General features: G+C 72.4%; 16 protein-coding genes and 1 pseudogene. 10 read left to right on the top strand and 7 right to left on the bottom strand.

The annotated features are described in order from the left end of the window. Positions 1-117: 117 nt before the first annotated feature. Genes ACZ4Z2_RS20275 through ACZ4Z2_RS20265 form a run of 3 tightly spaced genes read left to right on the top strand, consistent with a single transcriptional unit; the run spans position 118 to position 1,316 of the window. The gene (locus tag ACZ4Z2_RS20275) at positions 118-345 is read left to right on the top strand and encodes a hypervirulence associated TUDOR domain-containing protein (RefSeq protein WP_468077868.1); all 228 of its coding nucleotides are present in this window, start codon (positions 118-120) and stop codon (positions 343-345) included. Positions 346-351: 6 nt separating this feature from the next. After that, entirely contained in the window at positions 352-684 is a 333-nt protein-coding gene (locus ACZ4Z2_RS20270) for a DUF3140 domain-containing protein (protein ID WP_468077866.1), read from the top strand. A 59-nt stretch (positions 685-743) separates the two neighbouring features. Next, entirely contained in the window at positions 744-1,316 is a 573-nt protein-coding gene (locus ACZ4Z2_RS20265) for a hypothetical protein (protein ID WP_468077864.1), read from the top strand. A gap of 34 nt (positions 1,317-1,350) precedes the next feature. Here the strand turns inward: ACZ4Z2_RS20265 and ACZ4Z2_RS20260 are convergent, their stop codons facing one another. Beyond that, positions 1,351-1,908 (bottom strand): GNAT family N-acetyltransferase, encoded by a 558-nt coding sequence (locus ACZ4Z2_RS20260; RefSeq protein ID WP_468077862.1) that lies wholly within the window; start codon positions 1,906-1,908, stop codon positions 1,351-1,353. Between the two features lie 176 nt (positions 1,909-2,084). Between ACZ4Z2_RS20260 and ACZ4Z2_RS20255 the strand changes: the two genes are divergently transcribed. After that, complete coding sequence (locus ACZ4Z2_RS20255) at positions 2,085-2,717, top strand: precorrin-8X methylmutase (protein ID WP_468077860.1); 633 nt, start codon at positions 2,085-2,087, stop codon at positions 2,715-2,717. Between the two features lie 50 nt (positions 2,718-2,767). Here the strand turns inward: ACZ4Z2_RS20255 and ACZ4Z2_RS20250 are convergent, their stop codons facing one another. After that, a complete protein-coding gene (locus ACZ4Z2_RS20250; RefSeq protein WP_468077858.1) occupies positions 2,768-3,514 on the bottom strand; it encodes a cobalt-precorrin-6A reductase in 747 nt (248 codons plus the stop codon). 18 nt (positions 3,515-3,532) lie between these two features. On the opposite strand from ACZ4Z2_RS20250, the gene ACZ4Z2_RS20245 reads away from it, so the two are divergent. Beyond that, a complete protein-coding gene (locus ACZ4Z2_RS20245) occupies positions 3,533-4,684 on the top strand; it encodes a cobalt-precorrin-5B (C(1))-methyltransferase (RefSeq protein ID WP_468077856.1) in 1,152 nt (383 codons plus the stop codon). 36 nt (positions 4,685-4,720) lie between these two features. Here ACZ4Z2_RS20245 and ACZ4Z2_RS20240 read toward each other — a convergent pair whose 3' ends face one another. Beyond that, entirely contained in the window at positions 4,721-5,335 is a 615-nt protein-coding gene (locus tag ACZ4Z2_RS20240) for a dihydrofolate reductase family protein (RefSeq protein WP_468077855.1), read from the bottom strand. Positions 5,336-5,549: 214 nt separating this feature from the next. Between ACZ4Z2_RS20240 and ACZ4Z2_RS20235 the strand changes: the two are divergent. Then, positions 5,550-6,332 (top strand): annotated as a pseudogene (locus tag ACZ4Z2_RS20235) (DUF899 domain-containing protein). Positions 6,333-6,392: 60 nt separating this feature from the next. Here the strand turns inward: ACZ4Z2_RS20235 and ACZ4Z2_RS20230 are convergent. Beyond that, complete coding sequence (locus tag ACZ4Z2_RS20230) at positions 6,393-8,789, bottom strand: ATP-binding SpoIIE family protein phosphatase (protein WP_468077853.1); 2,397 nt, start codon at positions 8,787-8,789, stop codon at positions 6,393-6,395. Between the two features lie 124 nt (positions 8,790-8,913). Here ACZ4Z2_RS20230 and ACZ4Z2_RS20225 point away from each other — a divergent pair, with 124 nt between their 5' ends. Together ACZ4Z2_RS20225 and ACZ4Z2_RS20220 are read left to right on the top strand one after the other, a co-directional pair. Then, positions 8,914-10,539 (top strand): serine/threonine-protein kinase, encoded by a 1,626-nt coding sequence (locus ACZ4Z2_RS20225; protein WP_468077851.1) that lies wholly within the window; start codon positions 8,914-8,916, stop codon positions 10,537-10,539. A gap of 92 nt (positions 10,540-10,631) precedes the next feature. Beyond that, positions 10,632-11,291, top strand: coding sequence for a Pr6Pr family membrane protein (locus ACZ4Z2_RS20220; protein ID WP_468077849.1), 660 nt, complete (start codon positions 10,632-10,634; stop codon positions 11,289-11,291). A 77-nt stretch (positions 11,292-11,368) separates the two neighbouring features. Here the strand turns inward: ACZ4Z2_RS20220 and ACZ4Z2_RS20215 are convergent, their stop codons facing one another. Then, positions 11,369-12,730 carry a hypothetical protein gene (locus tag ACZ4Z2_RS20215; RefSeq protein WP_468078136.1) on the bottom strand — a complete coding sequence of 454 codons (1,362 nt, stop codon included), beginning with the start codon at positions 12,728-12,730 and terminating at the stop codon, positions 11,369-11,371. Positions 12,731-13,136: 406 nt separating this feature from the next. On the opposite strand from ACZ4Z2_RS20215, the gene ACZ4Z2_RS20210 reads away from it, so the two are divergent. Both ACZ4Z2_RS20210 and ACZ4Z2_RS20205 read left to right on the top strand, forming a co-directional pair. Beyond that, positions 13,137-14,813, top strand: coding sequence for an acyltransferase (locus tag ACZ4Z2_RS20210; RefSeq protein WP_468077847.1), 1,677 nt, complete (start codon positions 13,137-13,139; stop codon positions 14,811-14,813). Between the two features lie 342 nt (positions 14,814-15,155). Next, complete coding sequence (locus ACZ4Z2_RS20205; RefSeq protein WP_468077846.1) at positions 15,156-16,088, top strand: alpha/beta fold hydrolase; 933 nt, start codon at positions 15,156-15,158, stop codon at positions 16,086-16,088. Positions 16,089-16,187: 99 nt separating this feature from the next. Here the strand turns inward: ACZ4Z2_RS20205 and fxsT are convergent, their stop codons facing one another. Together fxsT and fsxC are read right to left on the bottom strand one after the other, a co-directional pair. Continuing rightward, entirely contained in the window at positions 16,188-20,174 is a 3,987-nt protein-coding gene (gene fxsT, locus ACZ4Z2_RS20200; RefSeq protein WP_468077844.1) for an FxSxx-COOH system tetratricopeptide repeat protein, read from the bottom strand. Then, the gene (gene fsxC / locus ACZ4Z2_RS20195) at positions 20,171-21,496 is read right to left on the bottom strand and encodes an FxsC protein (protein ID WP_468077842.1); all 1,326 of its coding nucleotides are present in this window, start codon (positions 21,494-21,496) and stop codon (positions 20,171-20,173) included. The genes fxsT and fsxC overlap by 4 nt, the downstream gene beginning before the upstream one ends. Between the last annotated feature and the right edge of the window lie 3 nt (positions 21,497-21,499).

The following is a 21,499-nucleotide window of genomic DNA, read 5'->3' as shown; positions in this document are numbered from 1 at the left end:
GGCCCGCCGGGGGTGCGGTGGCGACCGCGGTCCGGTCGGAGCTGCGGCGTGGACGGGATGCCCGCACGCTGGAAGTCGGGGGACGCGCTGTCCACGGGGCGGGGGAAGGAGGCCGACATGGCGAAGGACCGGAGCAAGGGCAAGAAGCTGGAGGAGGGGGACAAGGTCGCCTGGCGCAGTCACGGCGGCCGGGCCGAGGGCGAGGTCGAGAAGGAGATCACCGAGCGGACGGAGGCCGCGGGCAGGACGGTTGACGCTTCGCCCGAGGACCCGCAGTACCAGGTCCGCAGCGAGAAGTCCGGCCGCGCCGCGGTGCACAAGCCGTCCGCGCTGAAGAAGAAGTGACGCCGCGTGGAGGGCGCAGAGCGGCAGGAGACCTGGGACGCGTTCCGCGAGCTGGTCAACATGAGGCCGGGCGAGCTGGAGGAGTGGCTGGAATCGGAGGAGTCGCGCGGCGCCGGGCAGCACAAGGACGGCGGTGAGTCCACGGGCCACGCCTCCGGACGCCGGATCGTCGGCATCCTGCGCACGGCCGAGGGCGACCTCTCGGACGACGACTACCGGCACATGCGGAAGGTCGTCGGCTACATCCGGCGGCACCTCGCCCAACGTCCCTCCGGTGACCCGCGGGACACCCGCTGGAGGTACTCGCTCATGAACTGGGGCCACGACCCACTGGCCTGACGGACCCCGTGAACGACGCAGCCCGGCCCGGAGCCGGCGGCGAAGCTATCGTGCCGGGTGTGACGTTCAGTGATGGTGGGGCCGGCGACATACGACGGCCGGGGACGCGGCTGCGGGTGACGGTGGACGCTCTGCGGGCGGCCAAGGCGCAGAGCCCGGACCTGTTCTCGTATCTGCTCGGCGGGACCGTCGACGAGGAGACCGCGCGGGCCGCCGCGGCGGACGGGGCGCCGCCGGAGTTCCTGGACTTCTGCCGGGTGCTGGACGGTGCGAGCTGCAGCCCGTCGGTGCAGCTCTTCGGCCTGGAGGAAGCCCTTGGGCACCAGTTCTACTGCGATCCGGTGGCCGACTGCGTGCCGCCGCTGTCCCGGGAGAAGTTGTTCTGCGTCGGCATGATCCATGAGACGCCGGTCCACGTGGACCGGGCGGGCGGCGGCGTCCTCGGCATCCCCGACGAGCACCGCGAGTGGCCGGACGCCGAGCGCTTCGAGCAACTGGCGTCCAGCCTGGAGGAGTTCTTCGTCGAACGGCTGGCGACCGCCGAGTACACACGGATCGGTCCGGTCGACGACGACCTGGCGGAGTACGACGAGTGGCTGACCCTGCTACGGCGCGCCGGGCTCGTCCCCTGAGCGCGCTCCCGGCCGACGTCGGTGGACGACGGGCTCACAGGACGAGGCTCATCAGGATCGCGTCGCGGTCGTCGCCGGGCGCGATGCGCAGCGCGCCCGGCCAGCGGCCGACCTCCTCCCAGCCCACCTTGCGGTAGAAGTCCTCCAGTCCCACCCCGCCGCGGGTGGACAGTTGCAGGCGCTCCAGCCCCATCTCGTCCCGCGCGATGGCGTGGACGCGGTGCATCAGCCCGGCGCCGATGCCCAGGCCCCGGAAGCGCACATGGGTCTGGACGTGGTTGACCGTGCCGCAGTGCGCGCCGAGCGGGTGCGGCTCGCGGCGCAGGATCAGCCAGCCGGCCAGCGAGCCGTCGACGGTGGCGACGAGGAGCCTGCCGCGTGCGGGGTGGAGGTTCCGGACGAGGCCGTCGACCACGGGCGCGACATCGTGGGTGCTCACCGGCAGCGGCGGGAACTCCGTGGCGAGCACCGCGCCGCCCGCGTTGGCCACGCCCTCCCAGCAGTCGGTGAGTTCCTTCCGCAGGGCCCGGGTGACGTCGTCGGGACGGGTGAACTGCGTGAACTGCGGGGACCTCTGCACCGTCATCGTCATGACGGTCAGCGTGGCAGAAGCCCGGCGGACGAGTGGGCGGAACGTCGCCTCGCGGCGGCCGTGGATATGCTCGCCGTCCGGCGCCCGCCCCCGGCTGGATCCACACGGCCCCACGCCCCCGGCGACGACGCCCGCAGGACAGCCGCAGGACGACCGAAGGCAGCGAGAAGAGCACCGTGACCACGTACGACTACGAGAAGGACGGGGCGGAGATCTACCGCCAGTCCTTCGCCACCATCCGCGCGGAGGCCGACCTCGCGGGACTGCCCGCCGACGTCAGCCAGGTCGCCGTCCGGATGATCCACGCCTGCGGGATGGTCGACCTCGTCCGGGACCTGGCGTACTCGCCGGGGGTGGTGGCCTCCGCCCGCGAGGCGCTGCGCGCGGGGGCGCCCGTGTTCACGGATGTGCGGATGGTGGCCAGCGGAGTGACCCGCTCACGGCTGCCCGCCGGCAACGACGTGCTGTGCACGCTCGCCGACCCGGCCGTGCCCGAGCTGGCGGCGAAGCTGGGAACCACGCGCAGTGCCGCCGCGCTCGAACTGTGGCGGGAGCGGCTGGAGGGCTCGGTCGTCGCCGTCGGCAACGCGCCGACCGCCCTGTTCCGCCTCCTGGAGATGATCGAGGACGGCGCGCCCCGGCCCGCCGCCGTCATCGGCGTCCCGGTCGGTTTCGTCGGCGCCGCCGAGTCCAAGGACGCGCTGGCCGCGAACACGGCGGGACTGGAGTACCTGGTCGTACGAGGCCGTCGCGGCGGCAGCGCCATCGCCGCCGCCGCGCTCAACGCGCTCGCGAGCGAGGTGGAGTGAGGACGGACCCGGCCGGTGGCCCCGGCCGGGGACGGCGGTGACGTCCCAGGTCAGCCGCCCGTGAGGTGTTCGGCGACCCAGCGGGCCGCCGTCTCGGGGTCCGCCGCCACGGGGACGCCCTCGGGCACCGGAGGTCTGCGGACCACGACCACGGGCAGGCCGGCCTCGCGCGCGGCGGTGAGCTTCGGTGCGGTGGCCGCTCCCCCGCTGTCCTTCGTGACGAGGACGTCGACGCGGTGGCGGCGCAGCAGCGCCCGCTCCCCGTCGAGCGTGAAGGGACCCCGGTCGAGCAGTACTTCCATGCGGGCCGGGTGCGGAGCCTCGGGTGGGTCGACGGACCGCACGAGGAACCAGAGGGCGTCGAGACCGGCGAAGGCGGCCAGACCCAGGCGCCCGGTGGTGAGGAACACCCGCCGGCCCAGGGCGGGCAGCAGGGCCGCGGCCTCGTCCAGGGACGCGGCCTCGTGCCAGTCGTCGCCGTCCACGGGGACCCAGCCGGGGCGGCGCAGGGCGAGCAGGGGAACATGGGCGTCGGCGGCGGCCCGCGCCGCGTGGAAACTGATGGTCCCGGCGAAAGGGTGGGTGGCGTCGATGAGCGCGTCCACCCGCTGCTCGCGCAGCCAGGCGGTGAGGCCCTCGGCGCCGCCGAAGCCGCCCACGCGGACCTCGCCCGGGGGCAGCCGGGGGCCGGCGACCCGTCCGGCGAGGGAGCTGGTCAGGGTGAGGCCGGGAGTGCCGTGGAGCAGTTCGGCGAGGCGGCGGGCCTCCGTGGTTCCGCCGAGTACCAGTACGTGCATGGGGGGCCGGGTCCGTTCATGAACAGCAGTGACGAGCAGCGCGCCGACGGGGCGGCCGGTGCGGCGAAGGGCGGTCGCGCGGCCCAACTCAAGCACACCGGGCTGCGGCCCGGCTGGACCACGGGTGCCTGCGCGACGGCGGCGGCGACGGCCGCGTACACCGCCCTGCTCACCGGTGAGTTCCCCGACCCGGTGACGATCACCCTGCCGAAGGGGCAGACCCCGTCGTTCGCGCTCGCGGCCGAGGAGCTGACGGACGCGTACGCCATGGCGGGCATCGTGAAGGACGCGGGCGACGACCCCGACGTCACGCACGGCGCGCTGGTCCGGGCCACGGTCCGGCGGCTGCCCGCCGGATCCGGGGTCGTCTTCCGGGCCGGCCCCGGCGTCGGGACGGTCACCCGCCCCGGGCTGCCCCTGCCCGTCGGCGAACCGGCCGTGAACCCGGTCCCCCGGCGGATGATGGGTGAGCACGTCGCCGAGGTCGCCGCGCGCCACGGGGGCACCGGTGACGTCGAGATCACCGTCTCCGTCGACCACGGCGAGGAGATCGCCCGCTCCACCTGGAACCCCCGGCTCGGCATCCTCGGCGGTCTGTCCATCCTCGGCACCACCGGGATCGTGGTGCCGTACTCCTGTTCCGCGTGGATCGACTCCATCCGGCGGGGCGTGGACGTGGCGCGGGCGGCGGGCCGTACGCATGTCGCCGGGTGCACGGGGTCGACGTCGGAGCGGACGGTCGTCGCCGAGTACGGGTTGCCGGAGGACGCGCTGCTCGACATGGGTGACTTCGCCGGGGCGGTCCTGAAGTACATCCGCCGCCACCCGGTCGACCGGCTGACGATCTGCGGCGGCTTCGCCAAGCTCTCCAAGCTCGCCGCCGGCCATCTCGACCTGCACTCCGGCCGCTCCCAGGTCGACAAGGGGCTCCTCGCCGAGCTGGCCCGGCGGGGCGGCGCGGACGAGGCGCTGGCCGCGGGGGTGGCGGCGGCCAACACCGGGCTCGCCGCGCTCCAGCTGTGCGCGGCGGCCGGTGTGCCCCTGGGCGACCTGGTCGCGACGGCGGCCCGGGACGAGGCCCTGACGGTCCTGCGCGGGGCACCGGTCGCCGTCGACGTGATCTGCGTCGACCGGGCGGGGGCGGTGGTGGGGCGCAGCGCGGTCGCCTGAGCACCGGACGGCCGCCGCACCGCCGCGACCGGGCTGTCACCTCACGACGCGGTACTTGAGGTGGGTGGCGAGCGGGGTGTCGACCACGCGGATCGGGCGGAGGTCCCGTCGTACGGCGCCCAGGTCCTCGAAGAGACGGAGGCCGTCGCCGAGGAGCACCGGCACCACGTGGAGCTGGAGTTCGTCGATGAGCCCCTCCCTGAGGCACTGCCGTACGGTGTCGGCGCCGCCCGCGATGTCGACGTTCCGGTCCCCGGCCGCGGCCCTGGCCTGGGCGAGGGCGCTGTGGAGGCCGTCGGTGACGAAGGTGAAGGTGGTGCCGCCCTCCTTGACCAGGGTCGGCCGGGGGCGGTGGGTGAGCACGAAGACCGGCGTCCGGAACGGCGGGTTGTCGCCCCAGAACTCCTCGCCCGTGTCGTACATCATCCGGCCCATGACCACCGCTCCGGTGGCGTCGAACCACTCGCGCAGCAGCTCGGAGTCGCGGTTCTCCCGCCCGCCGGTCATGCCCTGGCGCTCCCGCCAGCTCGCCAGGTCGTGGATCCACTCGAAGAGGGGCTCGGCACCGTCGCCCCCCGGGTTGTCGACGCGGACGTCGGTGCCGGCGACGTAGCCGTCGAGGGAGATGGCCATATCCGCGGTCACGGTCACGATGGGTGCTCCTGAGGTCGTGGGAGTACTGCTTCACTGTCACGTCGATCGGGACCCGCCGCATTCGACACCCCGCCCCGGAGATCCGCGGGGGCTTTTCCACCGCCCTGGAGGGTCCGCCGCGATGAGTTCCGCGTGGGCCGGGAGTCTGTTCCGGTGACCGTCGTCGGGCCCGGTCCGACGGTGCCCGGCACGCGAGACCCCGGAGGACAGCATGAGCATCACACCGGACGGCCCGACGACCGCGCTGCCGGGCCGACCGCCCGTCGTCGACCTGGCCACCTGGCAGGCCGCCCGTGACGAACTCCTGGTCCGCGAGAAGGCCCACACCCGTGAGGGCGACGCGCTCGCCGCGGCCCGGCGCCGGCTGCCGATGGTGGAGTGCGACGGGACGGTCGAGGTCGTCGGCCCCGACGGTCCCGTCCCCTTCCTGGACCTGTTCGAGGGCCGCGACGAACTCGTGGTCTACCGGCACATGTGGTACGACGGCGCGCCGCACCAGGGGCAGTGCGAGGGCTGCACGACCACGGCCTGGCATCTGAAGGACGCCGTCTACCTCAACGCCCGCGGCGTCTCGTTCGCCGTCCTGACCACGGGCGCGTGGGACGAGGTGGCCGCCTAGGTCGACTTCATGGGCTACACCCAGCCCTGGTACTCGGTGCGCGGCCTGGACGAGCCGGTCGGCGGCGAAATGGGCTGCCTCACCTGTTTCCTGCGCGACGGCGACCGCGTCTTCCTCACCTACTCCACGACGGGCCGCGGCAACGAGAGGGTCAACGGGTCGCTGGGCCTGCTCGACATGACGCCGTACGGCCGCGGCGAGGCATGGGAGGACAAGCCCGAGGGCCGGCCGGAGGGAGGCGCTCCCTGCTGGTCCTGGCGCTCGGACGCGGACGGCAACCCCACCTGGGGCCCCACGAGCCGCCCGGTGCCCCAGTGGACCCGCCCCGGGGCCACCCCCGTGACGACCCTGGGCCGCCACGGCCACCACCACTGAGCCCGCGGCTCCGCCGGGCTCGTCGGGGAGGCCCGAGGCTAGGGCCTTTGACGACAGGGCCTAGAGGAAGGTCATGTCCGGGAGCGCGGCGGACGCGTTCAGTTCGGCCCAGACCGTCTTGCCGTGGCGTGCGTGGCGGGTGCCCCAGCGTTCGGCGAGCTGGGCGACCAGGAGCAGTCCGCGCCCGCCCTCGTCGAAGACCCGGGCCCGGCGCAGATGGGGGGTGGTGCTGCCGGCGTCGGAGACCTCGCACAGGAGCGTGCGGTCGTGGATGAGCCGGAGTGCGATGGGGGGCCGGCCGTAGCGGATGGCGTTGGTGACCAGTTCGCTCACCACCAGCTCCGCGAGGAAGTCCAGCTCCTCCAGGCCCCACGCGGCGAGTTGGCGCGAGACGTTCGCCCGGGCCCGGCCCACCGCCGCCGGGTCCGCCTCCAGGTCCCAGTCGGTGACCTGTGCGGCCCCGAGGGCCCGGGTCCGGGCCAGCAGCAGGGCGACGTCGTCCGGCGGACGCGGGGGGAGCAGCGACTCCAGGACGGCGTCGCAGGTGGCCTCCAGGGACGCGGCGGGACGGGCGAGGGCGTCGCGCAGTCGGGTGAGGCCCTCGTCGAGGTCATGGCCCCGCGCCTCCAGCAGGCCGTCGGTGTACAGGGCGAGCACCGTGCCCTCCGGCCACTCGAACTCCGCCACCTCGAACGGCAGCCCGCCCAGCCCCAGCGGCGGGCCCGGCGGCAGATCGAGCACGTCCACCACGCCGTCCGGGGCGACCACGACGGGCAGCACATGCCCCGCCCGCGCGAGAGCGCAGGAGCGCGCCACCGGGTCGTAGACGGCGTAGAGGCACGTGGCGCCGATGACACCGAGGGACGCCCTCTCCGTCGGCGGGCCCCCGACGTCCGCACCCCCCTCCTGTCCGTCTCCGAGTTCCTCGCCCTCGCCCTCGCCCTCCCCCTCCGCCTCGGCCGAGAGGCGGAGGACCACGTCGTCGAGGTGGGTGAGGAGTTCGTCGGGCGGCAGGTCGATGTCGGCGAGGGTGCGCACGGCGGTGCGGAGGCGGCCCATGGTGGCGGCGGCGTGCACCCCGTGGCCGACGACGTCCCCGACGACGAGGGCGACACGGGCCCCGGAGAGCGGGATGACGTCGTACCAGTCGCCGCCGACCCCGGCCCTGTCACCGGCGGGCCGGTAGCGGCAGGCGACCTGCACGGCGGACTGCGGCGGCATACGCGACGGGAGGAGGCTGCGCTGGAGGCTGATCGCGGTGGCCCGGGCGTGGGTGTACCGGCGTGCGTTGTCCACGGCCACCGCCGCCCGCGCCGCGATCTCCTGCGCGAGGAGCAGGTCCTCGTCGTCGAACGGGTCGGACGCCCGGCCCCGGAAGAACTGCGCGACCCCCAGCGTGGCGCCCCTGGCCCGCAACGGCACGACCAGCATCGAGTGCGTCGACGGGGCCGGTGAGGCCGGATCGGTCGGGTCGTGGGGGCCACCGGCACGCGCGCCGTCGGTGTGGATGCGATCGGGGTGCGCGCCGTCCTTCGCCCGTGGCGAGGGATCGGCGGGGTCGCCGTCCGGACGGTGGCGGAAGGGGTGCCCCGTGGCCAGGGCGCGGGCCGGGAGCGATCCGGCCGGGAAGGTGTGCGGCCGCGGAAGCGCGATCTTCGGGGTCGGGCCGAAGACGGCCTCCCGCGCGCTCCCCGGGACGGCCCCCGGAACCCTCGCCTCGTGCTCGGCCGCGGACCGGGCCTGCTCCTGCCGTGCGGCCGACGTTCTCCGGGCGAGCCGGCGCAGCACGAGCGGGTCCTCCGGCGGGGCGTCATGGCCGTGCAGCGCGGAGTCGATGAGGTCCACGGTGACCAGGTCGGCGAAGGAACGGTCGGCCAGCCCGGCCAGCGGCTGGGTGGCGAAGTCCGCGAGCTCCTGGGTGGTGCGGGCGATGTCCAGCGTCGTACCGATGCGCACGCTGGCCTCGTTCACCAGCGACAGCCGCCCCCGGAGCCGCCGGTCCCGTTCCTCCTCGTAGGCCACGACGCCCTGCTCCGAGGAGCGGTCCACGTACCCGGTGGCCGTCACGATCAGACGGCGGGCGGCCTCGCTGATCAGCGTGGCGTCGTCCGTGAGCCGGGCCATCCCTTCGAGCAGCCGGTCGAGCATCACGCCCTGCCCCAGCCGGAAGGCCCGCAGCACCACGCTGACGGGCACGCCGTGCCGGGCCAGCCTGCGGACGCGGGTCAGCTCCGCGATCGGCTGCTCCAGGGCACGGGGGTCGACACCGTGTTCGAGTGCGGAGAGGACGACGACCACGTGCTGCGCGACGTTCTCCGACGTCATGGCGTCCGGGTACTCCCAGAGGTCGGGCAGCTCACTGCGCAGGCACCACTCCACCTCGGCGATCAGCTCGTCCGCCTTCGAACCGAGCTCGCGCGCGACACGGGACACAAGACCGTCAGCCGTGGGGTCCACATGCACGACGTTACGCCGGAACGCCGAGGGGTCGCGCGTCCTGGGGCTCCACCCGCGGGGCCCGTGCGGGTGGCCGGATAGGGTGGCGACGCGAATCGAACGTACGCAGGGCTGGCGGAGGCACGTGGTGTCGGACGTAGGGCGGCTCGTCGCCGGGCGCTATCGGCTCACGGAGCAGATCGGCCGCGGCGGCATGGGCACGGTGTGGCGGGGCGAGGACGAGGTCCTCGGCCGCCAGGTCGCGCTCAAGCAGCTCCGCGTCCAGCCGCACCTGGCCCCCGACGACCTGGCCCGGCTGTACGAGCGCACGCGCCGCGAGGCCCGCAGCGCCGCCCGGGTGGCGCATCCGAACGTGATCGTCGTCCATGACGTCGTCGACGACGACGTGGACGGAGACCGCCGGCCCTGCATCGTCATGGAGTACGTCCCGGCGCCCACCCTGGCCGACCTCCTCACCGACGGCCGTACCGTGGCGCCCGAGGAGGCGGCCCGGATCGGGCTGGGCATGATCGCCGCGCTGCGCGCCGCGCACGCCGCCGGAGTACTGCACCGGGACGTCAAGCCGGGCAACGTCCTGCTCGGCGCGGACGGCCGGGTCGTCCTCACCGACTTCGGCATCGCGATGACGGCCGACGCCTCGACCCTCACCAGGACCGGCGAGATGGTCGGCTCCATCCACTACATGGCCCCGGAGCGCATCCGTGGCCAGAAGCCCGGCCCCGCGTCCGACCTGTGGGCCCTGGGCGCCACGCTGTACCAGGCGGTGGAGGGCCGCCCGCCGTTCCGCCGGCTGACCGCGATGGAGGCCGCGTACGCCATCGCCGTCGACCCGCTGGAGCCCCTGAGGCAGGGTGGCGCGCTGGAACCCCTGATCGAGGCCCTGCTGGTCAAGGACCCCGGGGAACGGCCCACCGCGGAGCAGACGGAGCAGGCCCTGCGAGCGGTGCTGTCCGGCACGACGACGACCACACTGCCCACGCCGTCCGCCCCGCGCACCGCGAAACCCCACGGGCCGCAAGGTGACACGGGCCCGCACACCACGACGGCGGGCGGCCGCGCCCTGACGGAAACGGGACCGGAACGGGGATCGGGGCCGGGGCGGGGGCCGCAGGGAGACCCGGGCACCCCCGCGCGCCGGGGCCGTCGAACGGGGCGCCGCGTCCTCGTCATGCTCGCCGTCGCCCTGACGGTGGCCGCGACGGTGATCGGAGCCACCCTCTACTCGGCGTCGCACCCCGACTCGAACGCCACTCGGGACGCCACCGGCGGCTCCCCCACCCCGTCCTACTCGCCCCCTCCCGTGCCCGAGGGCTACCACCTGGTCAAGGACAAGAGCCTCGACGTGTCCTTCCCCGTCCCGGACGGCTGGAAGGTCACGCAGCGCACCTCGGAGACGGTCGTCCACATCGACGAAACCGGCCTCGTCCGCCTAGAGATCGGCGTGGTCGACCCCGCCGGTTCGCACCCCCTTGACCACTTCAAGGACATCGAGGCGAACACCAAGGTCAACTACCCCGGTTCGTACCGCAAGCTGCGCATGCAGAAGACGACGCTGCGCGGGCAGCCGGCCGCCGTCTGGGACTTCACCTTCCGGGGGCGTGCCCGGACCTTCCGCGCCATCGACGTCGGCTTCGGGCGCGAGGGCGAGCGGGAGTACGACATCCTCCTGTCGGCACCGGACCTGGAGTGGGACACGTACCGTCCCGTCTTCGACAAGGTGAGGGACGGCTTCGTCACCTCCGCGTCCTGAGGCCGGCCGCCCACGGCACCGACGGCCGGGGGCGGCGCCCTCGGACGGACCAATGCGGGCCGGGAGCCCGGTCCGCCCGTACCTCTGGGCGCATGACGCTCGCTCTCTCCCTGTCACGTATCGCCCTGGCTGTCCTGTCGGCCGTGGCCCTGGGCTTCGCGGGCCACGACGCCGCGACGTCGGCGACCGGCCTCGTGGACTTCTTCAGCCACTTCACGATCCTGAGCGCCATGGCGGCGTGCGTCGTCCTGCTGGCCTCGGGTGCCGCGGGGTTGCGCGACAGGCGGGGCGGGCGCGGGGTGCCGGACATGGCGCGAGGTGCGGTGGTGCTGTACATGGCGGTCAGCGGGTTCGTGTACGGGCTGGTCGACACCGAGTTCCACGACACGCTGATGCCGTCGTGGGCGGACCATGTGCTGCACCAGGCACTGCCCCTGGTGATGATCGCCGACTGGCTGGTCGACCCGCCGCGCCGCCGCGTGCGCTACCCGCGCGCCGTGTCCTGGCTGCTCCCGCCCCTCCTCTACGTCGGCTACAGCCTGGTCCGGGGCGCGGTGACGGACTGGTACGCCTACCCGTTCCTCGACCCCGACCGGGGTGTCGGTGGCTTCGGACGGGTCACGGTGGCGTGTCTGCTGCTGGCGGTGCTGTTCGCGGCGGTCGGGGCGTTGGTGGTCAAGGCCGGCAACACCGCCGGGGCGCGGCGCCACCCGCGGGAGTTCCGGTCCCACCGCCGGAGGGGGCCCCGGTGAACGCCGCCGTGCGCACCGGCACGGCGACGTGGCACCGCGCCTCCGCCTCCGTCTGCCGCCCTCGTCTCCCCCTCCGTCTACCGCCCCGTCGGCGCCACGTGCAGCCGGAACCCGGCGACCCCGTGGGCGGGCCAGGAGCGGGCGTACTCGGGCGGGGTGCCGCCCGGTGCCACGAGCGCGGCGACGGGGATGCTCTCGGCGGTGCGCAGGATGCCGTCGCGGGTGATGTTGGCGTTGTTGCCGTGGACGGCCGCGGAGGCGCACCCGGCGTAGTACGCGATGGGGATGGCGTAGTCGCCGGTGAGCAGGCAGGGCGGGCGTACGCCCAGCCGTCGCAGGTCGGCGGCGACCCGGTCCCAGTCGCGGTGCCAGGCGGTGGTGCGTTCGACGGTCCGCGTCAGCACCGCGTACTGCACCGCCAGGTGCCCGGTGAGGGCGAGCGCCACGAGTGTCCCCGCCACCGGCCGCCACGCGCCGCCCGGCCCGGTGACCAGGCTCAGCAGTCCGTCGGCGAGGGGGATCGCGAGCAGGGCGTACGCGGGGAGCATGAACCGGGGGGCCGCGTATCCGATGAAGAAGAGGTAGGGCAGGGCGGCGGTGGTGGCGCAGGCCAGCAGCACCAGCGTGGGCGCCCGGCGTCGCGCCCGGAAGGCGGCGGCCGTGCCCACCGCGGCGAGCACCGGCAGGGCGAACCACCACGCGTAGACGGCCACGTGCGGCAGCTCACCGGTGCAGGGGCGGCACAGCGTGCGCCCCACGAGGCCGCGCAGCTGGTCGTCGACGGCGATGTTCCAGCCCAGGCCGCCCTGGACGCGTGAGGCTTCGTCCAGTCGCCGGGCGAGCCCTCCGTACCGGACGTACGCCTCGGCCGCCCAGGCCCCCACGCCGGTGCCGAGCCCGGCCGCCATCGCCGCGAGCAGGCGGGGCTGCCGCCAGTTCCGGGCACCGGCCAGCAGGAGGAGCAGCGGCAGGGTGGCCCACACGGCGTCCGTGGGCCGCATCCAGGCCATCAGCGCGGTGCCGGCGGCGGCTCCCCAGAGCGCCGTACACGCACGGGCCCCCGTCCGCGCCCGCGCCCGCGCCCGCGCCCGCGCCTGGAGGAAGCATCCCGCCGTGACGAGCGCCCCGACGGCCACCCAGTAGTTGGGCATGGCCTGGGGTCCGTAGAAGAGGGTCACCCACAAGGTGGCGAACAGTGCTCCCGCGAGCGCCAGCACCCGCACGGGGAACAGCCCGTGCCAGACCCGTAGCCCGAGATAGAGCCCCGCTCCGGACAGCAGCGCCAGATAGACCCGCAGCAGTTCGGTGGACGACGACCAGGCCGCGATGGGCGCGACGAGCAGGGGGACCCCGCGCGCCCGTGGCGCGCTGAAGAAGGCGGCCGGCGCGTGCGGGCTGACCTGGCTGACGTACACCGACTCGTCCCAGCCCAGCCCCATCCCCGGTGGTACGAGGACGAGTTGGGCGAGCGTGAACGCTCCGGCCACGACGGCCAGGGGAGCGAGGACCGGGGGCACGGCGGACGGCACGGTGACGGGTGCGGTGAGCGGCGGGGCGTTGGAGCTGATGCGCATGACCCATCCCGGTGACACACGAGAGCAAAGGGCGGAAAATCCTCTTGAATGACAAAAGGATCAGTCATGTGCGGGGTCGTCGCGGCACGCCGCACCGGTCGGCGGACGGCTTCACCCGGCCGCCCCAACACGGCCCTCTGCCTCGCGGGCCACACGGCCCTCTTCCTCACGAGCCCAACGGCCCTCTTCCTCGCGAGCCCAGCGGCCTTCTTCCTCGCGAGCCCAACGGCCCTCTTCCTCGCGAGCCCGGCATCTGCCTAGCGTGCCTCTTATGGATCACCCCATATCCGTACGGCACTTCGACCACTGCCCCTGGCTGTTCGAGAAGGAGGCGTCGGAGGAGCAGCGCACCGCGCAACGGGAGCGGCAGCAGTCGCTGGGCGGCGACAGCGAGGTGGGAGAACGGTGCTACGTGGCCGAGTCGGCGGCGGTCTTCCCCGACCTCCTCCGTCTCGGCGACGACTCGTACATCGCCGCGCACGCCTATGTCACCGGTCACCTCACCACGGGCACGGACTGCACCCTGAACCCGTTCACCGTGGTCCGCGGCACCGTGACCCTCGGCAACGCGGTACGTATCGGCGCCCACACCTCCCTCCTCGGCTTCAACCACTCCACGGCCCCCGACCGCCCCGTCTTCCGTCAGGCGCAGACCAGCCGGGGCATCACCGTCGGGGACGACGTCTGGATCGGCTCGCACGTGGTCGTCGTCGACGGCGTCACCATCGGGGACCACTGCGTGATCGGGGCGGGAGCGGTCGTCACCAAGGACCTGCCGCCCTGGACGGTGGCGGCGGGCAACCCCGCCCGGCGTCTTCGCGACCGGCGGGAGACGGGCGCCCGGCGGACGGGCGGCGCCCGGACCGGCGGCGACCCCCTCGCCCGGTTCGCCGACACCGCGCGGGCGCAGGCCGCCGACATCCTCGACCGGTGCTGGGACGGCGAGCACTACGTCGACCGTCCCGGCGCCGCCCCCACCGTTCGCGCGCACTGCGACGCCGTGGAGACGGCGGACCTGCTGCTCGGCTCCCCTCCCCCCCACCTGCCCGCACACGAGCACATCGCCCGGCTGACCGCCCTCCAGGACCCGGAGACCGGTCTGGTCCCCGAGACGGGCCAACCACTGCCCCCGCCGGAGGCGGACGGTTTCATCGGCGAGGGCGCCGCGCTCTACCACGTCCTGTCGGTGGGGTACGCGCTGGATCTGCTCGGTGCCTCCTTCCCGCGGCCGACCCGCGGGGTGGCGGAGATGACCGCCCCTCAACTGGTCGCCCGGCTGGAGGCACTGCCCTGGGAGAACGGCGCGTGGAGCGCGGGCGCGTGGATCGACGCCTGGGCCACGGCGGCCCACTGGAACAGACGGCACGCCACGGCGGACCGGAAGCCGGCGGGCACCCTGGAGGCTCTCTTCGGCTGGCTGCTGACCCGCGCCGACCCCTGGACCGGCATGTGGGGCAGCCCCTCCGCCACCACGGGGCGCCTCCAGGTCGTCAACGGCTACTACCGCCTCACGCGGGGCTCCTTCGCCCAGTTCGGCGTCCCCGTCCCGCACCCCGAGCGGGTCGTGGACGCGGTCCTGGACCATGCACGGGACGCCCGCCATTTCACCCCCGGCACCGAGAACGCCTGCAACGTCCTGGACGTCGCCCATCCCCTCTGGCTCTGCACCCGCCAACTGGGCGCCAGGACGGACGGCACCGGCTACCGCTCGGCCGACATCCGCGCCTGGGCCGAGGCCCAGCTGACGAGGACCCTCTCGCGCTGGCAGGACGGCCAGGGCTTCGGCTTCGGCCCGGGTACGTCGGGGCCGGGCCCCGAGCCCGGCCTGCAGGGCACGGAGATGTGGCTGGCGATCGTCTGGCTGCTGGCGGATCTGCTGGGGCGGTCCGACCAACTCGACTATCGGCCACGTGGAGTACACCGCCCGGAGCCGTCCGGCGGACGGTGAGACGCATCCTTCACGGTGTGTCACCCTCCGTACTAGCCCGGGAGGGTGATCATGCCGTCCTCCTGCCGCCGGGCACGACGGTGTGACGGCGGCAGCACCGCCTGAGCACAGGGGCGTTACACCCTGACGCCCACCTCCGCACCATGTTTTCCTCGCTCCCCGGGCACCCCATGGCCCGGTGCACTACCTTGGGGCCTGACCAGCCGACGGCCCACGGATACTCATGAACCCGCCACACCTAGCCAGAACGGCTGAGCAACTACTAGGAGCGCGGCCTCCCTTGCGCGATGCTGGGAGGTCCCGCACTCCAGTCCACAGTCGCTGGCAACGGGAGGGCATCGGGTGGTTAGGACAGTGCAAACACCGGTCGACGGACGAGTGATCACCTATGAGACCTGGGGTGATCCCGACTCGCACCCGGTGTTTCTGCTGCATGGAACACCCGGCAGCCGCCTCGGCCCCCGGCCCAGGACGTTCGACCTCCACAAACTGGGCATCCGTCTGATCGCCTACGACCGGCCGGGGTACGGCGGCTCCCAACGCCACCCCCACCGCAGGGTGGTCGACGCCGCTCACGACATCAACACCATCGCACAGGATCTGGACCTCAAGAAGTACTCGGTCGTCGGCAGATCCGGCGGCGCCCCCCATGCCCTCGCCTGTGCGGCCCGGAACATCGGCAGCCAGGTGGCGAGTGCCGCCGCGCTGGTCTCCCTCGCCCCACCGGACGCCGACGACGGACTCCACTGGCGTGAGGGCATGTCCGAGTCCAATGTGTCGACGTACGACCTGCTCGACGCCCACGCGCCCGACGTGTCCGCGTTGGGTGCGCTGCTGGCCCGAAACGCCGACACCATCCGCCGGGACCCCGCCCTGTTCCTCGCCTCGCTGCGCGAGGAGATGCCGGAGGAGGACCGGGTGGTCGTCGAGAACGCCGGCATCCGCCGGCAGCTGCTGGTGAACTACCTTTCCGCGGTGGGCGACGGGGAGCAGGGCGAGGGAGCGGCGGAGCAACCGCCCGCACCGACCGGGTGGGTGGACGACCTGGTGGCGTTCCGCAGGGACTGGGGATTCGATCTCAAGGAGATCGACGGCTCGGTGCCCGTGATGCTGTGGCACGGTGAACGCGACATCTTCGCCCCCGTCTCCCACTTCCGCTGGCTCGCCAAGAAGATCCCCACGGCCAAGGCGGTGCTCCAGCCGTCGGTGGCCCACTTCGCGGCCCTGCCGGCCCTGCCCCAGGTACTGGCCTGGGTGCGCGACGAGGCGGCCTGACAGCGTCCACCCGGTGCGGCCGTGGGCTTCTCACCCGCCACGACCGCACCGTCCGACTGGTCCGATGCACCCCGCTCGTCAGGGCTGGACCCGCCAGGGCTAGATCGGATGCGGTTCCAGGTCCAGACAGCTGAGGTTCCACGTCTGGAGGGCCGTCACCCGGGGGTGCTCGCTGCCGATGCGCTTGATCAGGGCCGCCAAGGTGTCGTTGTGCTGCTTGCGGGCCTCGTCGGCCCGGCCCAGATGGCTCAGGATCACCGACAGGTTCCCGGAACATGTCAACGTCGACGGGTGAGTGGGCTCAAGCACCTCCTTGAGCAGGTCGTACGCCTCCTTGCTGGTCTTCCGGGCCTCCTCCCAGCTTCCCAGCGCCGCTTCCGCGACCGCCAGGTTCGCATGGCAGATCAGGACGAAGGGGTGATGTTCGCCGTTGAGCTGCGCGAACCTGTCCCGGGCCTGACGCAGCAGCTCCCTGGCCTCGGCCGCCGCCTCGGGACGCATGGCCACACCGTCGTCCAGCAACAGGACCGCGTAGTTGACCGAGCAGGCGATGGTGTGGGAGTGCATCTCGCCGAGCGTCTCCCGCAGGTCGTGCAGGGCCCGGCGGATGAGGGCCAGACCTTCGTCGACCCGGCCCTGAGCGGCCATGTCGCCGGCCAGGCCCATCTCCAGCACCAGACGCTCCGACGTGGACCCCTTCTCCCCCTCGGGTGTGCTGCGCAGCACGTGGCGGACGAGTTCCTCCGCCTCCGCCGCCTTTCCCGCCCGCCTCAGTGAACCGGCCAGACCCTTGGCCGTGTTCAGCACCGTGGGCGAGCCCTGGGTGAGACGAGGGTTGCGCAGACAGCGTTCGTAGGCGCGGCTCAGCAGCGTCACGGACTCCTCGTAGTCGCCGCAGTCACGCAGATCCCGGCCCAGGTTCACCGCCGACTCGATGGTGAGGGGGTGGTCGTGGAGCTGGATCGCCTCGCGCAGTTCCAGTGTCCTGCGGTCCATGTCGCGGGCCCGCTTGTAATCCCCGGACAGTCTCAGGGCGACCGCGAGATTGTTGGCGGCGCTGAGGGTCCTCGCGTGGTCCTCGCCGTAGATCGCCTCGTAGCGCTCGTAGGTCTCCTCGTCGTAGCGCAGGGCCTCCTTCAGTCGGCCCAGGCCCCGCAGGTCGGCGGCGATGCTACTGGTGGTCATCAGAATGTGCTGGTCGTCCTCGTCGCCGAGCACTTCGAGCTGTCGTGCCAGGACTTCCTGGTCCAGGGCGAGCGACTCCTCGTATCTGCCCTGGGCGCGGAGGATGTTGGCGATCTGGAAGCGCATGTGCAGCGTCCAGCGTTCGTCGACCTCCTCCTCCTGGGACCACGCGGCGACCCGTTTCTGGCTGTACTCCATCGCCAGGCTGAGCTCGCCCCGACGGCGCAGCTGGCGCACGCGGTCCACGAACAGTTCCTTGATGCCCTCGTCCGGAGCGGTCTCGGCCCACGGGGTGCCCAGATGCGGCCAGATGATCCGGTAGTTCTCCCAGGTGTTGGGGTTCTCCGGGTCGTCCCCGCTGGGCCGGGCGGCGATCAGCGAGCGGTAGACGACCTCCTGCGCGGCCTCTCGCTCCGCCTCGGTCATCTCCTTCCGCATGGCGGCCTGCATCATCCGGTGCACGGTGACGCTGCGCGCCTTCCGGTCGACGGTGACCAGGGAGAACCGGCTCAGCTCCTTGTACGCGCGCGACACCGTGCGGACGCCGCCCAGGGCACGCGAGACCTCGAAGCCCTCCAGCAGGTCCATGGAGATCGGCTCGGCACTGTAGTACGAGCAGATCTGCAGCAGCTTCACCGCCGGAGGGAACTTCTCCCTCAGTTGCCCGAGCGCGAACTCCCAGGTGTTCTTGACGACCTCCCCGACCGTCTTGTCGTCGGGGTCGCCGGCGGCCTGCGGCTGGATCTGCTTGATGTAGTCGCGTACGTCGGCCCTGGTCTGCTCGATGAACGCCGCGGCCCGCTCGATCGCGATCGGCAGGTCGCCGAGGGCGTCCGCGATCTGGTCGGCCTCGGTCCAACTGCAGTCGGGCAGTCGGCTGTGCACGTGGGCGATGCTCTCGTGGCGTTCGAAGACGGGGACGTCGATGGTGTCCACGAACCGTCCCCAGCCCTCGGCCCGCTGGCTCGTGACCAGGATGTGGCCGCGCCGGCCGTCCATCATGAACTCGGGAAGGTGGTCGGGCTCCGGAACGTTGTCCAGGATCAGCAACCAGCTGTCGAAGTTCTCGGCGCCGTTGAGGAACTTGGAGACCTCTTCACCCGTGTCGGTCGGGTTGGTCCGCTCCTGGAGATCGAGTTGCTCGGCCAGACCGGCGTACCGCTCCAGGGCCAGCATCTTCTGCTCGGCCTGGATGTGCCAGACGACGTCGTAGTCGCTTTTGTAGCGGTAGGCGAACTCCTGCGCCAGCAGGGTCTTGCCCACGCCGCCCATCCCCTTGAGGACGAGGGCGCGCGCGTCACCCTTCCACAGCTTCTCCCGGATGCCCTCCAGCAGTTCCGTACGGCCGGTGAAGGACGAGGTGCGCAGCGGTACGCCGAAGACCCGGGGCTCGGTCCTCGGGAAACGCGGGAGCTTCGGCTCGCCCCCGGTGAAGTGATTGCGTGTCAGCGACTCCCCGCTTCTGCCGAACCATTTCAGCAGAGCCGCGCGACCGGTCTCGGTGCTGTTGCAGCGCGTCATGTCCGCGAGCTGCTCCTTGAAGGGCGGCTCCAGCGAGACCTGCCGGTCGACCTGCATCGAGACCAGTTGGTGGGTGCGCCGGTCGCTCTCCGCGTAGACCGCCTCCCAGGTGGCGCGGTACCGGGAGGACCTGATGTAGTCCTCGGAGAAGATGATGAGCGTGTAGGAGGCCGCCTCCACGCCCCGCTCGATCTCGTCCCGCGCCTGCCCGCCGTCGGTCGGATTCTCCTGCGCCATGTGGACCTTGAAGCCGGCGTGTTCCAGCACCGCGCCCGCCCAGTTGGCCCAGCTGCGGTCCTGGGGGACGAAGCTCAGATAGACGTCGGAGATGCGCGGCGGCCGATGGCGGGTGTACCGGTCGAGGGTCTTGCGGCGCACCGACTCCTCGATGCGGGGCATGGAGTCGACCTGGCCGTCGGTGATGACCGCCGTGAGTCTCTCGTAGGCGGAGAGCAGGCTCTTGGGGTCGCCCGGCTGCTCGCGGAACGGCGCGAGCGTCTCCTCGTAGGAGTAGATGGGGCGGTAGGGGATCTCCACGCTGCCCCAGTAGTCCTCGGGGTCGCGCTCCGGGATGTGTTTGCGCACGATCCGGTCGAAGCGGTACTGGATCTGGCCCCGGGCGGCGTCCAGCCGGTCCGCCTCGGCGTTCTCCACCCGCATGGGGACCGGCAGGATCCTGATGTCGCGGTTGCCGTACAGCATGCCGTCGATGCGCTCGGCGACACCGGCGGCGCCCTCGATGCTCTGGCTGCTCGGGGTGAAGCAGGTGACCACCGTGTGCGGAAGGCTGACCGTACAGATGTCCGAGATGTCGTTCAGGCCGGTGCGGCTGTCGATGAGGACGTAGTCGAAGTTCTCCAGGAACTCGCGCTTGAGCCCGTCGAGGAATCTCGTGGCGAGCGGGCCCTCCATGAAGTGCTTCCAGTCGAACTGCGAGAACGCCGCCAGATACCCCTGGTTCTTCGTGCCGGCCGGCAGGTAGTAGAGGTGGCCGCCGTCGGGGAAGTCCCAATCGACCTGGATGATGCAGCTGTTGAGGGTGATGCCGTCGGAGGCTCCGAGGTCGACCACTCCGGGGTACTCCGACGCCGGTTCGCCAGGGTGCGCGAGTTCACCGGCGCCGCCCTGCGTGGAGACCATGAAGTGGGTCGACCGGCTCACCAGTTCCAGCACCCCGGGCGTCTCACGAAGCTGCCGCTCGCTCAGGAAGGGATGCAGGAAGCGGTCCAGGCCCGGAGCGTCGAGGTCCCAGTCGACCACCAGCACCCGACTGCCGGAGGAGGCCAGGATCCACGCCGTGTTGGCGAGCGCCATCGTCCTTCCCGTACCACCCTTGTACGAGTAGAAGGTGATGATCCTGCGCGCATCCTCGCCGCTCATGGCCTGCCCTCCACGCGACGTCCGTCGCTCGATACCCCGTTGTCCCTGGCTCCGTCGGGCCGTCGGGGCAGGTCCGGATCGGTTTCCGGATCGCCCCGGACGGCGTCGCCACTCCGGGACAATTGTGAATGAATGTACCGCAAGTAGCGGATCTTGGCGGCCACGGCCAACTCGCTGAACCAGCGTGTGAAGACGTCCGCTCCGGCCAGTCCGCGGACCGCTTCCTGCTCTCCCGCCCGTCCTTCGCTGAGGAAGCGGGGAAAGTGCGCCGCCAGCAGACCGTGCAGCCGGTCGGACTGTTCCTTGGTCTGCGCGTCGTCCCCCGCCAGAGTACTCAGCACCGCGGTCCATGGCCGCCGCACCCTGTCGAACTCCCGTGCCTGGGCTGCCATTTGGGAGTTCTCCAGCGCCCAGGGGTCGACCACCAGGACCCATGGGGCGCTCGGGAGCTGTGTGCTGTGCAGTTCCGCCTGGATCTTGTGGAAGGGCACCACGGTGGGCTCGAAGCCGAGGTTGCGGGCCGTGGCCTTCATCTGCTCGACCAGCGGGCCCACGACCTGGCCGTACGGCCGCCAGTCGGCGACGCCGGGGCCGTACAGGGTGTCGTCCCTGCCGACGGGTAACTGGGCCTCGGTGGGGGCCAGCACGGTGATGTTCAGGGGGGAGGCGAACGGCGGCTGGGCGAAGGCGTCGTCCAGCCCGGCCAGTGTCACGGGCAGCACGGGCTTCCGTCCGCCGGACGTGTCCGGCCGCCTGGGCACCCGCGCGGCCAGGTCGACGATGCGCCGGGCGAGCCAGTCGGTCACCTGGGCCACCCGGGCCGCGGCCTGCTCGTCCTCGGGGTCCCGTCGCTCGGCCGGATCGAGTCTCTGATCGAGCAACCGGTGCAGCCCCTGCCTGGCGTAGTCCTCCGCCGCCTCACCGATGCCCTCCGGCTCCTCGGGGTACCGGTCCTTGGCCCGCTGCGGCAGCACGGTGGGCGAGAGCGGGGTCCACAGCACCGGCACGATGTCCGGCCGGACCCCCCGCAGGGTGCTCTCGGTGACGGCGGTCCATTGCCGGCCGCACTGAGGGTTGCTGAAGTACCTTTTCGAATACAGCGGAACGAAGACCTGGCAGCCGAAGAGCGCGTTGATCGAATTCTCGCTGGAGGTGCCGGGCCGCTCGACGAATCCGGCCTCGTCGAGGGAGACGTTCGCGTGACGTGCGACATCCGCGCACAGTTCGTCGAAGAACTGGAAGACCAGGCGGTTGGGATCCTGCGACGCGTCCCGGTGTCGGGGAGCAGGTACCCGCGCATAGCTCATGAAGAACATCGGCATCCT

This window comes from Streptomyces sp. NPDC030183 (assembly GCF_055573455.1).
Note: the sequence above shows the minus strand (reverse complement) of the source record. Positions and strands in the feature narration are given on the sequence as shown.

Coding starts and splice junctions, on each gene's coding strand:
- ACZ4Z2_RS20215 (WP_468078136.1), bottom strand. CDS start 12,730: ATGGGGCTGGGCTGGGACGAGTCGGTGTACGTCAGCCAGGTCAGCCCG.
- ACZ4Z2_RS20275 (WP_468077868.1), top strand. CDS start 118: ATGGCGAAGGACCGGAGCAAGGGCAAGAAGCTGGAGGAGGGGGACAAG.
- ACZ4Z2_RS20250 (WP_468077858.1), bottom strand. CDS start 3,514: ATGCACGTACTGGTACTCGGCGGAACCACGGAGGCCCGCCGCCTCGCC.
- fsxC (WP_468077842.1), bottom strand. CDS start 21,496: ATGCCGATGTTCTTCATGAGCTATGCGCGGGTACCTGCTCCCCGACAC.
- ACZ4Z2_RS20210 (WP_468077847.1), top strand. CDS start 13,137: ATGGATCACCCCATATCCGTACGGCACTTCGACCACTGCCCCTGGCTG.
- fxsT (WP_468077844.1), bottom strand. CDS start 20,174: ATGAGCGGCGAGGATGCGCGCAGGATCATCACCTTCTACTCGTACAAG.
- ACZ4Z2_RS20245 (WP_468077856.1), top strand. CDS start 3,533: ATGAACAGCAGTGACGAGCAGCGCGCCGACGGGGCGGCCGGTGCGGCG.
- ACZ4Z2_RS20260 (WP_468077862.1), bottom strand. CDS start 1,908: ATGACGATGACGGTGCAGAGGTCCCCGCAGTTCACGCAGTTCACCCGT.
- ACZ4Z2_RS20220 (WP_468077849.1), top strand. CDS start 10,632: ATGACGCTCGCTCTCTCCCTGTCACGTATCGCCCTGGCTGTCCTGTCG.